Origin of the sequence: Citrifermentans bemidjiense Bem (assembly GCF_000020725.1) — a bacterium.
GTDB classification, from domain to species: Bacteria; Desulfobacterota; Desulfuromonadia; order Geobacterales; family Geobacteraceae; genus Geomonas; species Geomonas bemidjiensis.
Map to the genome: position 1 here is coordinate 454,443 of NC_011146.1, position 13,311 is coordinate 467,753.

The 13,311-nt window shown below is 56.4% G+C and carries 11 protein-coding genes and 1 tRNA gene; 5 read left to right on the plus strand and 7 right to left on the minus strand.

Annotated features, from left to right (window positions below; all coding sequences use genetic code 11):
* Window positions 1–22: 22 nt before the first annotated feature.
* Both GBEM_RS01865 and GBEM_RS01870 read right to left on the minus strand, forming a co-directional pair.
* On the minus strand, window positions 23–1,966 hold the full coding sequence (locus tag GBEM_RS01865; protein WP_012528816.1) for a PAS domain-containing hybrid sensor histidine kinase/response regulator: 1,944 nt from the start codon (window positions 1,964–1,966) through the stop codon (window positions 23–25).
* A 320-nt stretch (window positions 1,967–2,286) separates the two neighbouring features.
* The gene (locus GBEM_RS01870) at window positions 2,287–2,817 is read right to left on the minus strand and encodes a HyaD/HybD family hydrogenase maturation endopeptidase (protein WP_012528817.1); all 531 of its coding nucleotides are present in this window, start codon (window positions 2,815–2,817) and stop codon (window positions 2,287–2,289) included.
* 580 nt (window positions 2,818–3,397) lie between these two features.
* On the opposite strand from GBEM_RS01870, the gene GBEM_RS01875 reads away from it, so the two are divergent.
* Window positions 3,398–4,231, plus strand: coding sequence for a fibronectin type III domain-containing protein (locus GBEM_RS01875; RefSeq protein ID WP_012528818.1), 834 nt, complete (start codon window positions 3,398–3,400; stop codon window positions 4,229–4,231).
* 131 nt (window positions 4,232–4,362) lie between these two features.
* Here GBEM_RS01875 and GBEM_RS01880 read toward each other — a convergent pair whose 3' ends face one another.
* The gene (locus GBEM_RS01880; RefSeq protein ID WP_012528819.1) at window positions 4,363–4,998 is read right to left on the minus strand and encodes a PEP-CTERM sorting domain-containing protein; all 636 of its coding nucleotides are present in this window, start codon (window positions 4,996–4,998) and stop codon (window positions 4,363–4,365) included.
* Between the two features lie 442 nt (window positions 4,999–5,440).
* On the opposite strand from GBEM_RS01880, the gene GBEM_RS01885 reads away from it, so the two are divergent.
* Entirely contained in the window at window positions 5,441–7,543 is a 2,103-nt protein-coding gene (locus tag GBEM_RS01885; protein WP_012528820.1) for a methyl-accepting chemotaxis protein, read from the plus strand.
* Window positions 7,544–7,901: 358 nt separating this feature from the next.
* Window positions 7,902–8,828 (plus strand): type 1 glutamine amidotransferase domain-containing protein, encoded by a 927-nt coding sequence (locus GBEM_RS01890; protein ID WP_012528821.1) that lies wholly within the window; start codon window positions 7,902–7,904, stop codon window positions 8,826–8,828.
* A 102-nt stretch (window positions 8,829–8,930) separates the two neighbouring features.
* Here GBEM_RS01890 and GBEM_RS01895 read toward each other — a convergent pair.
* Both GBEM_RS01895 and GBEM_RS01900 read right to left on the minus strand, forming a co-directional pair.
* Window positions 8,931–9,006, minus strand: a tRNA-Asn gene (locus GBEM_RS01895).
* A gap of 269 nt (window positions 9,007–9,275) precedes the next feature.
* Window positions 9,276–9,602 (minus strand): transposase, encoded by a 327-nt coding sequence (locus GBEM_RS01900; protein ID WP_012528822.1) that lies wholly within the window; start codon window positions 9,600–9,602, stop codon window positions 9,276–9,278.
* Window positions 9,603–9,941: 339 nt separating this feature from the next.
* On the opposite strand from GBEM_RS01900, the gene mscL reads away from it, so the two are divergent.
* Window positions 9,942–10,376, plus strand: coding sequence for a large conductance mechanosensitive channel protein MscL (gene mscL, locus GBEM_RS01905; RefSeq protein ID WP_012528824.1), 435 nt, complete (start codon window positions 9,942–9,944; stop codon window positions 10,374–10,376).
* Between the two features lie 19 nt (window positions 10,377–10,395).
* Window positions 10,396–11,775 carry an OmpA family protein gene (locus GBEM_RS01910; RefSeq protein ID WP_012528825.1) on the plus strand — a complete coding sequence of 460 codons (1,380 nt, stop codon included), beginning with the start codon at window positions 10,396–10,398 and terminating at the stop codon, window positions 11,773–11,775.
* A gap of 211 nt (window positions 11,776–11,986) precedes the next feature.
* Here GBEM_RS01910 and GBEM_RS01915 read toward each other — a convergent pair whose 3' ends face one another.
* A complete protein-coding gene (locus GBEM_RS01915; RefSeq protein ID WP_012528826.1) occupies window positions 11,987–12,640 on the minus strand; it encodes a hypothetical protein in 654 nt (217 codons plus the stop codon).
* An 89-nt stretch (window positions 12,641–12,729) separates the two neighbouring features.
* Window positions 12,730–13,311: a putative metallopeptidase gene (locus GBEM_RS01920; protein ID WP_012528827.1), complete on the minus strand. Its 582-nt coding sequence runs from the start codon at window positions 13,309–13,311 to the stop codon at window positions 12,730–12,732.

The following is a 13,311-nucleotide window of genomic DNA, read 5'->3' on the forward strand; positions in this document are numbered from 1 at the left end:
GTGGCAATGCACAGAAACTGCATCAGGAGTGGATGTCGTAATTCAGGAGGATTTGTCCGACTGTATTAAGAGCGCTTTGGCAATCGAATTGCCGTATCTGCTGGTTCAGCTGTTCTAGAAGAGGTGAACCGGGAATCAGTGCGGAGAGGTCATTTACCTTGTCTATGACCTTCATGTTTCTTTGACGCAACAGTGAGCTGACTGCAGTGAGTATATCCGCAAGCTGCTGCCTGTCCACTGTGCCAAGCTGGTTTGCCGCGGGAGTCATGGGAACTCCGTCGGCGGCGTCGCCGTTGCCTGCTGTGTCAAGGTCGGGCAGGTGCAGACAGCGCTTCATCTCCTGCAACAGCGTGGGAATCTCCACAGGCTTGGGTACGTACCCGTCGTAGCCTAGTCCGAGAAGCATCTCCTGGTGGCTCTTAAGCGCATGGGCGGTGAGGGCGATGATGGGGGTCCGCTTTCCCAGCGGGGTCTCGGTCTCTCGGATCACGCGGGTCGCTTCCGTGCCGTCGATACCGGGCATCTCGACATCCATGAGGATGAGGTCGAAGTTCCCCTTTTCCCATTTTCCTAGCGCCTCGCCGCCATCCGCCGCACTTTCCAGATCGTGCCCCAGTCGCCCCAGGAGTTTCTCCATAATGTTGCGGTTCATCTCCTGGTCGTCGGCCAGCAGGATGCGGAGCTTGGCCCCGTCCCAGACGGCTTTCTTGGCGGTATTGAGGGACGCCTTGGGGCGGGCCTTTTTGGCGCAGAGCCGGAAGGGGATCTCAAAGTGGAAGGTGCTGCCGGCGTTCTTGCGGCTTTCCGCCCAGATCCGTCCCCCCATGAGCCGGACCAGCTTCGTGCTGATGGAAAGCCCAAGACCGGTGCCGCCGTACCTCCGGGTGGTGGAGGTGTCTTCCTGCGCGAACGGGGCGAAGATGCGGTCCAGGGACTCCGGCGCTATCCCGATGCCGGTATCGGTGACGCTGAATGTGATGCGGGCCGCTTCCTCTTTTTTTTCCGCCAGCGCTACCGTTACCGCAATGCTCCCGCTTGCGGTGAACTTGATCGCGTTGCCGATGATGTTGAGTAGCACCTGCTTTAGCCTTAGCCGGTCGCCGACCACCGCATCGGGGATCTCTTCAGGGATACTGACTTTCAGCTGGAGCCCCTTTTCGTGGGCCGCCGCCGTCTGGGTCCTGATGATTTCGTTGATGCTCTGCCTGAGGCTGAAATTCCGCGACTCCAGTTCGATCTTCCCCGCCTCCACTTTCGAAAGATCGAGGATGTCGTTGATGATAGCAAGGAGACCCTCCGAAGAGGTGAGGATTCCCTCGACGTACTCCTTCTGCTCGGCTGAAAGCTCAGTGTAGGCCAGAAGCTGCGTCATCCCGATGATGCTGTTCATCGGGGTGCGGATCTCGTGGCTCATGTTGGCCAGGAACTCGGTCTTCGCTTTACTGGCAGCCTCGGCGGCTTCTCTTGCCAATACCAGCTCCATCTCCGCACCCTTGCGGTCGGTGATGTCGAAGCAGTAACCGATATACCCGGCGAAGCTGCCGTCGAGCCCGGAGAAGGGCCGGCCGATGTCCAGGATCCAGCGGAATACGCCGTCGTGGCGTCGCAGCCGGTACTCCATTTCGAACGGGGCCTTCTGGTGAAACGCCCCAAGCCAGATGGCAACGCAGCGCTCCAGGTCGTCGGGGTGGACCCCCTGTGCCCAGCCGTCGCCGTATTCCTCTTCCATGGTGCGGCCGGTGAAAGAAAGCCAGGTGTGGTTGAACCAGTCGCACTTGGCCTGCGTGTCGGCACGCCAGATCAGAGCGGGGGCCTCGGCCAGGATGTTCAGGTAGTGGTCCCGCGCCTCGGCCAGTTGCCCTTCGGCGCGCAGGCGCTCCTGGATCTCCTGTTTCAACTCGCGGGTTCGCTCCTCGACCTTCTGCTCCAAAAAGGCGAAGCTATGGTTGTCGCGGCTTTCGTCCATACTCGCTGCTCTCCTGGAAAACGGCGTACGCTATGGTTGCTAAAAAACATAGGTGTTGCAGGAGTTGCTTAGCTGGGCGACATTATAAGCAAATTGCCATGGCCGCCATAGGCAATTATGAATAGACGCGGCTAATGAGCTGGCCCGGGGCGAAGCCATGCCTGGTAAGTATGCTCCGGGCTTCGCGGCTCAGATAGCTATCGGCGCGGGCCTTGGGCGAGAAAAAGCCCCTCGCCCTGGCAGGCGGGAGGCTTGTGGAACGGCGGGGGGTAAGGTGGGAAGGCCCCGGCGAACAGTCGACTTGCCGGAGGCGTTGGCGTTTACTGGTCCCATCGGAAGGGAGAGGATTTCGCCAGAGGCTTGACGTGGGCGCCGATCCTCTCCAACTCTTTTAGGACCGCCCCTTTCATCGTCTCCATCTGCAGGTTGACCTCTGCGGTAAGCTCAGAACCCACAGCAATGGACTTGGGCTGTACGCCTATGAGAACGAGTTCCGGGATGGCGTGCCCCGTCAGTTGGGCGACGCCCAGCAGGTCCTTCAGCCCGATCTGGTGCGGCGAGAGCTTCGCTTCCAAAGCGGAGGGGAGTTCCTCGCCGGTCAACCTCACGCAGGAACCTGGCCGCTTGCCGGTTTCGACCGCGTCTACCATGATGACATGGCTTCTCCCTTCCAAAAGCGGCAGCAAGTCGAGGCCCATGGTCCCCCCGTCGACGACGTCGACGCCACTGGGGAAATGGAACTCCCGCTGCAGTTCCTGAACGACCTTTGCGCCCACCCCGTCGTCGCTCATTATGGTATTGCCGATGCCGAGAACTAGAATTCTCGGCGATGAATTTTGGCGTAAAGGCATCTTGCCCCCCTGTCGAACCCTCTCCAATCGCTGCTCCAGCCTAGTTTACAGGATAGGCTGCCGGCTTCACCGCGTATAGCTATCCATCGTTACTCCACTCGTACCAACCTGCGGCTTACAGACAAATCAATGATAATAAAAAATGGTTTTAGCGCAAGAGGAATTCTGAAAATAATATCTCTTCTTTTTACGATTTTTCGCGGTTTTATCCGTAGAACAAAACTTTATAATTAAAGCATATGGGTGCAGTTCTCTGTCTCGACAGACGCCGGGCCTCTCGGCGGCCTATCCCCTGGCTCCCACTATCAGGCCCGTTCGAAAAACGCCAGGAAAAGCTCAAATCTTGAACAGCACCCGCTGTGCTCCGGCGTGCAACTTGCTGTAAAAAGGCCTTTTCCAGCTGGCATGCATAATGCTTAGATTCTTCTGATTAAAAAAATTAAATTTGGAGGTCCTATGCCTGAGGAGATGTATCGCAACCGCGCGCCGCCTCCGCCTGGTGCTGAAGCTTTGGGGCGCCCGACTGGGACGCTTTCGACTGATGTGAAAGCATCACCGGGTTTAACTATGGAGGTACGAGATGAAAAAATTAATGGTGATTGTAACGCTCCTTGTCACGTCACTTCTGTTCGGCTGTGGCGGAGGAGGAGGCGGCAGCGGCAGCAGCAGTAATAATAATAATAGCGATACCGCCAGTAACAGCGCCGACAGCGGAACCGGAGGTAGCACCGGCGGTACCGCAAACCCCGCCGGCGGAACCGGTGACAGCGCTGCAGGCGCGAATGGTGGAGGCGCGGGAGACACCGGCGCCACCCCAGTCCAGTCCCCGGCGGCGGCCATTCCGGGGGCACCGACCGAGGTCATGCTACAGCCGGGGAATGGTCAAGTCACTCTGTCCTGGAACCCCGTTGCCGATGCCACCTCGTATAACGTCTACTGGTCTACCGCCAGTGGCGCAGCGCTCAGCCAGGGCGCGCGAAAAACCGGCGTAGTCTCTCCTTGCTTGGTCACTGGATTGCAGAACGGTACGACTTATTACTTCGTTGTCACTGCGGCCAATCAATATGGAGAATCCAGGGCCTCGGCTGAAATGAGCGCCGCTCCGGCGGTGTTTTTCGTTGCAGAGATGGTAAGCGGTAAAAGCTTCGACTACACCTTCTCCACAGGCGCAGCGGGAACCGTCAGTTTCAGCGCCGACGGAACCTTCACCGGTCAGAACTTGAGCGTAGGAATGCCTTTAACCGGGCAGTGGGTCATCAAGGATGGCGTGTTGACCTGCGTGTACCCCGGAGGAATAACGGAAACCCTGACGCTCATCTCGAGCACCTCCACCTCGTTCATTGTTACCTACTTCGTCACCTATGCCGACGGCAGTAGCAGCAACAGCGTGGAGGGTACTTTCGTGATGAAATAGTAGTAACGAGCTTTGGCGGCAGTGTCATGAGGCGGTCCTGGACCGCCTTTTTTTTGAGGAGATTCCAAGCGAGGGCAAAAAAAGGCCTCCTTGCGGAGGCCTAGGTGAGGTGTCGGTCGGTCAGCTGTTGATCAGGCTTTGCTTCTTTTTCTCAACAAGCCAACTCCTGCCAGCCCGAAAGCGAGCAGGATGAAGGTGGAAGGTTCTGGAATGGGAGCAGCCTGCGGGGAAAAATCGATTTGTTTGACTTGTTCGAATCCCTCGGCGAAGGAAATATTGACCGCGTCGATCCAGTCGCCGTCGGGAGACACTATGCCTATCCGCTCGAAGTTCCGCCTGGCTTGGTCGATGTCGAAGGTGAGGCCGGTGTTAACACCGTTTTGGTTGGTGACGTTGACTTGGATTGTCCCGGCTGACACAAGCTGGCCCCGGAAAGAGAAGTCTCCATATTTCTCTTCGCCAAGAGGGGTAAAGGTGAGGGAGGTTAGCAAATCGGTCCCGGACTGCTTGATGTTAGCGTAGCCACTGGCGACAGTGACGGCTCCCATGGTAACCACGTCAATGGCGGGGTAGCTAATGTCATTGCCGCCGACATTGCCTGTGAAGTGGTTGGGGCTGATCATTTCGTTGTTTAGGTAAAAGCTGATGCCACCGGGATTGGGATCCACGACAAAGGTCGCACCTGCGGGAACGGCTGTCCAGAGTATGGCCAGTGCAGACACTGCAGCGAACGACAGGCGCAGCATGTTGGTTATACGCGTTTTCATAACCTTTCTCCTTCGTCTTGCGGCGTCCTCTTAAGGACATTTGGTTTGTTCCAGGAATCCAACGGCAACTTTGGGCGCCTGGATGGTCACCTACCGGCCTTGCACCTTTTCATTTGCTCCTTCCCGACACCCACTCCATGGATACTCAATAACGAAACTGTAGCCGGTTCCGACACTTTCGCCAATGCGAATTCGGTTAAAGTCATTGATTTGTAATGATAATGAGAGAGGTTACGCAGGAAGTCCCAACCCTGCCTTTTGCCTTGCAGGGCTATCAGGAATGCTGTCGTGTTTAGGAGGAGAACGACCATTGCTTCAGGCATGGTGGGGTGCAAGGGTGCAAAAAATAAATGAAGTTTCAAATTGCCACACCGAAGAGAGATGCAAATTCTCAGTGGCATTGGTATTCAATATATCAACTGTGTTCGTCAAGAGGTGTGGCATGAGCATGCTTGGAAGTGGGCTTAGTACCAAAATCACCATCTGCGTGGCCGTAGCATTGATCGTTTCATTCGTTGCGAACATCGCGTATTTCAGCGTCAACACCCGGAATGAGGCCTACGAGGCAGTCAAATCGAAGGCCAGGGCAGTACTGCTCCAAGCGGAAAGCTCTCGTAACTTCATGGCCTCCCTGAGAAGTAACAAAGCCTTCAACGAGGTAGAGCTAAAAAGCGCATTCGATGACAAACTGAAGTCTGCTACGGACAAGGTGGCCGCGGCACGGGAGACCGTTTTTTTCAACACCATCCCGATCATTGCAGCCATGAAAATCGCAGGCGAACACGCATCTGAATCGGGTTTCAAACTCAAGGTCCCTAAGGTTCAAGCTCGGAACAAACAGAACGAGCCGGACAGCACCGAACTCGTACTCCTGGACAGGCTACAAAAGGAAAACCTGCCGGAATTATTCATGGTCGACAAGGCCAGCAACGTTATTCGCTACCTGCGCCCAATCAAACTTACCGGCGAGTGTCTGGTGTGCCACGGGGTACCGTCCGACACACTCAATAAGGACGGGCTCGATCTGCTTGGAATGAAAGCTGAAGGATGGAAAGCAGGTGAGCAGCATGGTGCATATGAAATCCTCGACGATCTTGGTGCGATCGAAACTGCCATACGGCACAAGTTGCTTGTTTCTTTTGCCATTACCTTTGTCATCACATTGGCGTCAATCCTGTTGCTTATATGGATGACCAAGGCTGTAATCATCAGGCCTCTCCGCACGATTGTGGTCAGAATGCAGCAGGTAGCTGACGGCGACTTAAGCTCAGTCAGCGAAGAGTTGCGAAACGATGAGGTAGGTGAGCTGTCACGTTCAATCCACGGCGCCGTCGATAAAATGAGGACAACTCTGACCACGGTGCTGGAGAGCAGTTGCCATGTGGCAACAGCGGTTGGAACCGTGTATGCGACATCCGAAGAGATCGCGATCGGCGCAGACGAGGTGGCTATACAAGCGAGCACCGTCGCGACAGCTGGGGAGGAAATGGCTGCGACATCCTGTGATATCGCAAGCAACTGCCAGATGGCGGCAGAGGGGGCACGCGCTGCAACGGGCGAAGCTACTGAAGGGGCTGAGATCATCCGGAGCAGCATCGACATCATGTCGCGTATTGCTGACCAGGTGCGTGCTTCAGCAAATACGGTCGCAAGTTTGGGCAACAGAAGCGATCAGATCGGCGAAATCGTCGGGACTATAGAGGACATTGCCGATCAGACGAATCTCTTAGCCTTGAATGCCGCTATAGAAGCAGCAAGAGCTGGGGAGCAAGGCAGAGGATTTGCCGTTGTTGCCGACGAGGTGCGCGCCCTCGCTGAACGGACCACAAGGGCTACCCATGAAATCAGTGGCATGATCAAAGCCATCCAGCAGGAGACAAAGGATGCGGTTCAGGCAATGAACGAAGGCGTCCGGGAAGTAGAGCAAGGAACTGCGCAAGCGACCCATTCCGGTGAAGCCATCGAACGCATACTCAACCTGATTAACGATTTGGGAATGCAGGTCAATCAGATTGCTACTGCTGCCGAAGAACAGACAGCCACGACCGGCGAGATCAGCAGCAACATGACTAGAATCAACGATATCGGCAGGAGTGTCGCAGGACATGCACATACCTCTGCGCTCCAAGCCGGTCATCTCAATGCCGGCGCTGAAGCCCTGCTGTCGTCGTTGGGCAAGTTCAAGCTCAATGAAAGTGACAGGCTGGTGCTGCGTAAGGCAAAGAGTGCCCATATGATCTTCGTGGGAAAGATCAGGGCACATCTGCACGGGGCGCAGACGGTTGATCATAACCTGCTGCCGACCCATCTTACCTGTGCCTTCGGCAAGTGGTATCAAGGCGACGGCCAGAGCAGTTGCGGGCAGTTCGATTTGTTCAAAAAAATCGATGCGCCTCATGCCAAGGTACATGAGCTCGGCAAGCAGGCTATCATCGCTCATAACTCCGGCGACAAAGCGAAAGCGGGTCAATGCTGCGACGAAATGGTAGAAGCCTCAATGCATCTCATAGGGATCCTGGACAATTTGGCAGCACAATGCAAGTAAGGAACGCATAGTCAGGCATTGGAGCCCTATGTGGGGCCGGTTACAAGGCAGCAGAATGAGGCTCAAAAGCAAAATGGTCGATTCCTTTAAAGGAATCGGCCATAGTTTTGTGGGCTCCCACGGCGTTACGCTCAGCAAAATGTTTTCTCAAGTTCCAGTTGACTCCTATAAGGCGAAACCCTCCGCGTTCCACCAATTCCCGCAAGTCAGAACCTGTAATGGGATCTAGAAAGTAAAATTCCTTCTTTACATGCAGGCATCGAATGATAGAACTTAGAAGTTTTTAATTTAATTGACCATGGCGAGATGGCGATTGAGCCCGAAACCTCGGGGCGATTAAATAAGCAGGGGGAACGCGATGAGCAAAAAAATTCTGGTCATTCTGTCTGAATGGGGGTTCTGGGGGGAAGAGTTGGTCGGACCTCTGGAGGTGTTGCAAAGCAGGAACTACAAACCAGTCCTTTGTACCCCTACGGGGCGGCGGCCGCGCGCCCTTCCACCCAGCATGGACCCCGGCTACAAAGACCCGCCCTTGGGTAAAACCGTGGCGACCCCGGAAATGGCGGAGAAGGTACGGAGACTCGATGATCCCTCCAATCCCTACCTCGCCAACCAGAGGAGTTTGAAGGCGATGCTGCCGGAACGGCCGTACTGGAGTGACCTTGGGGAGCTGGGCTATCCGGACGAAAGGGGGCAGATGAAAATGTCCTACTACCCCCTGCGGAAGTGGGAGGGATATTGCCGGGCGCGGGCCCAAGCCCAGCAGGCGCTGGTGGAGGAATTCGAGGCACTGCTGCTGGTTGGCGGCAGCGGACCGATGATCGACCTGGTCAACAACTACCGCGTCCACGACGCCATCCTCGCTTTCAAGCAGGCCGATAAGCCCATCGCCGCGGAATGTTACGGAGTCGCCTGCCTGGCTAAAGCCCGCAACTTCGACGATCCGCGCAGCATCATCTGGGGAAAACACGTCACGGGTCATCCCCAGGAGTACGACTATAGGGACCTGGCCGGCGTGCTCGATCCGGAGACTGGTGCCATGCTGAGCAGGGAGGCGGGAAACCCTGACCGCTGGGTGAACTTCGGCCCCCCGTTTTACACCCTGGAACATATTCTCAGGGATGCCACCGGGCCGGAAGGGGGGGTCCATGGAAGCGTGGGCCGCCCCCATTCGGTAATCGTCGATTACCCGTTAATTACCGGCCGCTCGACTGCCGATTCATACACGACAGGCGAGAAACTCGTCGAGGTGCTTGAGAAAGGCCTGCGAAGATACGGGTGGTGACAAAACAACAGGTTTATAGTGGTGCTTCAGGGGGAAAGGATACGTGGGAGGATACGTGAACAAAAAAGGGTTACGGCTGAAAACCGTAACCCTTTGTATGTTTGGCTCCCCATCGCGGACTCGAACCACGGACATGGTGATTAACAGTCACCCGCTCTACCGACTGAGCTAATGGGGAATATTCGGTTGCACGAGTTGTTAACCTCGCGTTTCCCCGCGCTAGGAGCGCCTCTGGCACCCCGTCCCGCGAAGAGATTACGTGTATAACATAGCACTTTTGGCGTGTCAATAGGAATTCTGCACACGCGCTCCGCTCCCAGGAATTTTTTTCAGCGCGGGCGAACAGCTCCTGTCGTTGCGGTGGGGAAGGGGGAGAACCCGAAACTGGTAAGGATGAGCGATGGGGTGATCTACTAGGGAAAGGGGCTTGGTCCTTCCTTTTCAGCTCTAAAGCGAGGGGATAGGCATGAATCCGGACCCCTCCCTGCACCAGGGGCGCTCCAAGCGGAAGGAGCCGCAGCGGCAGGGTATGATTGGCATCCTGGCGTGCAGGTAGGTCGCGTAGCTGAGAAAATCACGGTGGTACCAGATTTCCTGCACGGTTCCCGTTGGGGAGTGAGACAGCTTACTCCCGCAACGAGGGCAGGCGACGGTTTCGAGGGAATACTCGATCTTGATGTCGAGCCGGTTCGAATGGTCGGTGAAGCATGCGGAGGTAACCCGCCAAGGCGGGGCAAGCCCGAGAGTTGCCGTGAATATCGAGATTTGGTCCATCGTCCTTCCTTGAAAACGGTTGGCGGCCGGGGGCTAAGCAGCGAGTTCCTCCCTGCTTTACACGTAGTGTGCCAGGTGCCGTAGGTCGATGTAACCTCGCATGATACTTGGCATTCCCTACAGTATGAGCCTGCCGCTCCCCGAAAAAAGGATGTCCACATTTTTGCTGATGGTTAAAAAGGAGCGGTTCAAAATGCCCGGCAGGATGCATCGCGATAGCATCGGGTGCCACCAGATAGAAGGGAAAATAAACCATTTTTCTTGCGCCCGATGTAAAGGGTGGTAGCCTTTCCCATGTGTTTTTTTGCTGAGGTCATCTCATAAACGGGGGGGTAACGGATGCTTAAAGAATTCAAGCAGTTTGCTCTCAAGGGGAACGTGCTGGACTTGGCTGTAGCTGTCGTGCTCGGCGCCGCGTTCGGAAAAATTGTAAGCTCCTTCGTATCCGACATACTCACCCCGCCCATCGGAAAACTCCTCGGAAACATCGACTTCTCCTCGTTATTCCTGAATCTCACCAGCACCCCGATCCGCTCTGTAGCAGAGGCTAAAGCCCTGGGGGCGCCGGTCATCGCCTATGGTCTCTTCCTGAACGCTGTATTTGACTTCATCATCATCGCCTTTGCGCTGTTCCTGCTGGTGCGCCAGGTGAGCAAGATGCTTCCCCCTCCGACACCCCCGGTTGCCACCAAGGAATGTCCACACTGCTGCACCATGATACCTGTCAAAGCGTCCCGTTGTCCCAACTGCACTTCATCCCAGTCTGAAGCCTAACTACGATAGGAGGTGTGAGATGAAAAAGTACCTGCAGCTTGTTCTGGTTCCTGCGTTGCTTTTGGGCCTGTTCACGCAGTCGTACGCAGAGGTGAAGCCGGAAAGCTTCTCCGTTTCTCCCTACGTTGCCGGTTACAGCTTTTTTGGGAGGGAACGGCTTGAAACCGGACCAGCGGTCGGATTGCGTGGTGGCTACAACTTCACCAGCCATTTCGGCATGGAGGCGGTGCTGACCTACATAAGCACCGAAGGGAAGGACGGTTCCGGGATCGGGGACGTGGACGCTCTCAACTACCACCTGGACATGCTGTATCACTTCATGCCCGAAAATACGCTGGTCCCTTACCTCGCCATGGGGTATGGCGGCCACTGGCGCGATTACGAGGGGGATGGGGAAGTGAACCGATCCGCTTTTAACTATGGCGGCGGGGTGAAGTATTTTCTTACCGATGCCATGGCGCTTAGAGGCGATGTGCGTCATATCATAATGAAGGACCGGGATGAAACCTTCCACGACCTTGAATACGGCCTGGGGGTCGATTTCATTTTCGGCGGGGCCAAGGCCGCTCCGGCAGTTGCCGCCGCCCCCGTGGCCGCTCCCGTGGTGCAACCTCCGGCAGCGGAAGCCCCCTTGGAGCCGGTACCGGCAGCGGAACCTGCGCCGGGGCACTACAAGTATTGTGTAACACTGCAGGGCGAGTTCGACATAGACAAAGCCGAGATCAGGCCTGAATACCGCGACGAGGTCGCAACAGTCGGCAAGTTCATGAAGCAGTACCCGACCACCACCGCGGTTATCGAAGGGCACACCGATAACGTCGGCGATCCCCAGTACAACCTCGATCTTTCCAAGCGCCGCGCGCAGGCAGTCGTCGATTATCTGGTCGACAACTACGGTATCGAGCGCTCGCGCCTGGAGGCCCGGGGCTTTGGTATGGCGCGTCCGATAGCCACCAACAACACCGACGAGGGGAGGCAGGCCAACCGCCGCATCGAGGCGATCATCGACTGCGCCTTCGACGTCAAGGAAGTCCAGCCCCCGGACCGGCTCTGCATGACCCTGCTGCTCGAGTTCGATAGCGGCAAAGCCGATATCAAGCCGCAGTATCGCGACGAAATGGCCAAAGTAGGGGAATACATGAACAAGTATCCCACCACGACGGCGGTTATCGAAGGCCACACCGACAACGTCGGCGGCTCCGACTACAACATGAAGTTGTCGCAGCGACGCGCGGAAAACGCGGTGCAGTACCTGGTGCAGAATTTCGGCATAGATAAAAGCCGCCTCTCCGCCAAGGGGTACGGCTACACGCGGCGCATCGCCTACAACAGCACGCCCGAGGGGCGAGCCAAGAACCGCAGGATCAACGCCGTCATCGACTGCGTCATCAAGAAATAGCTAAAATCTAGATTAAGACTAAGACTAAGATTAAGATTGAGTCTAAGGCAAAGACTTGAGAAGAACTAAAGAAGGGGAAGCCGTTTTGGCTTCCCCTTCCTGTTTGTGGTGCAACCCGATGTCTCTGATTTAGATGTGAGTCTGAATCCAAGGTCTGAACTCACAGTCTCGGATTTTAAACTCAATCTTAATCTCAATCTCGCCTTTTGCTTTACCCAATCTCCTTGGCGATGAACTTCTGCACCCCGCGCAGCATATCCTCGACGTCGGCGGTGCGGTACCTGGAGCCATCCCCGGCAATGAAGTCTTCCTTCATGTAGCACCAGTCCTTCACCCGCTGGTAGGTTCCCACCTGGTACACCTTTGCCTGGTAGAGGGCCTCGTTCATCTTGGAGAGGTCCCCGGCAGGAATGGAATTACTCCCGCAGATCAACGTCAACGCCTGCTCCAGCAGGACCGAGGCCAAGATGCTGGCTGTTGCCAGTTCCCCCCTGCGCAGGAAATCGAGCGTCCGCCCCCCGAGGTACTCCAGAACGGCATGGTCCAGGAACAGCTTGACCTCGGTGAGCCCGCCTCGTTCGAATTCGGTGCGCGCAGACTGCACGATGGCGCGGCAGTTGTCGAAGCTTTCCTTGTAGGTGATGTTGATGATTTTGGCGTAGATCGCCTCGAAGTTGCGGTAGTAGGCGCTTTCCTCGCCGAAAACCTGCTGCAGCAGGCTCAGGGCGGAATTGGCCCAATCCTGGAACAGCTTGGAGTCCACGACCGCGGCAATATCGTTTATCTGCTGGGATGAATTGACCTTCTTCCCCTTTTCGGCCAGTTCCTCGAATTTCCTCGCAATGGTGTAATCAAGCTTTAACATGAGGTGTTTACTCCTTGTCTTGGAGTACGGAGACCTTTAGGGTCACTTCACCGTATCGGCTGAACCTTGACGGTACTTGAGGGGAATGCTTATGCGGGGGTGATGCTTATGCGGGGAGCCTGCAACCGGCGACCCACTATGGCCTTGTGCCGGGTGCGCAACGAGGCCAGGTCCCCCTCCAGGAAGTCCAGCGCGGAGGGCTCGGGAATCAGCTCCAGGTACGCGTCCACCAGCTTTCCCATCAGGAGGTTATAGCTTTTGGTGGACGAGCCATGCGCGTAGTTGCGCCCGGGGAAACGGCGGATGTCGCCGTCGCAGGCAGGGGAGATGTGGTACAGCTCGTGAAAAATGGTGATCAGCTTCTCCCGCTGGGGAAGCTCGAGGAATCGGGGCACCAGGAAGTAGATGACGTAGAGCATCTCCTCCCCCTGGTGCTTGATGGTCGGCATGGTGCAGAGTACGCTGCGCCGCCCGCGCCGCGCCTTGACAGACCTTTCCCCGCCGGCGAAACGCAGGGGGTGGATCTTGGCAAGGCTGCCGCCGCGGGTGGTCCTGCCGGTCGAGACGCAGACCAGCAGTTTGTCGGGGATTACGTGTTGCAGTTGCGGGGTCCGGGCGGTGATATCCCGGATCAGGCGCTCCAACTCCCCGGTCAGGTTGAGCGTGGTCAA

Excerpts from the sequence above, each read along its gene's own strand:
- GBEM_RS01865 (WP_012528816.1), bottom strand. The coding sequence starts at position 1,966 with ATGGACGAAAGCCGCGACAACCATAGCTTCGCCTTTTTGGAGCAGAAG.
- mscL (WP_012528824.1), top strand. The coding sequence starts at position 9,942 with ATGCTTAAAGAATTCAAGCAGTTTGCTCTCAAGGGGAACGTGCTGGAC.
- GBEM_RS01915 (WP_012528826.1), bottom strand. The coding sequence starts at position 12,640 with ATGTTAAAGCTTGATTACACCATTGCGAGGAAATTCGAGGAACTGGCC.
- GBEM_RS01910 (WP_012528825.1), top strand. The coding sequence starts at position 10,396 with ATGAAAAAGTACCTGCAGCTTGTTCTGGTTCCTGCGTTGCTTTTGGGC.
- GBEM_RS01870 (WP_012528817.1), bottom strand. The coding sequence starts at position 2,817 with ATGCCTTTACGCCAAAATTCATCGCCGAGAATTCTAGTTCTCGGCATC.
- GBEM_RS01885 (WP_012528820.1), top strand. The coding sequence starts at position 5,441 with ATGAGCATGCTTGGAAGTGGGCTTAGTACCAAAATCACCATCTGCGTG.
- GBEM_RS01875 (WP_012528818.1), top strand. The coding sequence starts at position 3,398 with ATGAAAAAATTAATGGTGATTGTAACGCTCCTTGTCACGTCACTTCTG.
- GBEM_RS01880 (WP_012528819.1), bottom strand. The coding sequence starts at position 4,998 with ATGAAAACGCGTATAACCAACATGCTGCGCCTGTCGTTCGCTGCAGTG.
- GBEM_RS01900 (WP_012528822.1), bottom strand. The coding sequence starts at position 9,602 with ATGGACCAAATCTCGATATTCACGGCAACTCTCGGGCTTGCCCCGCCT.
- GBEM_RS01890 (WP_012528821.1), top strand. The coding sequence starts at position 7,902 with ATGAGCAAAAAAATTCTGGTCATTCTGTCTGAATGGGGGTTCTGGGGG.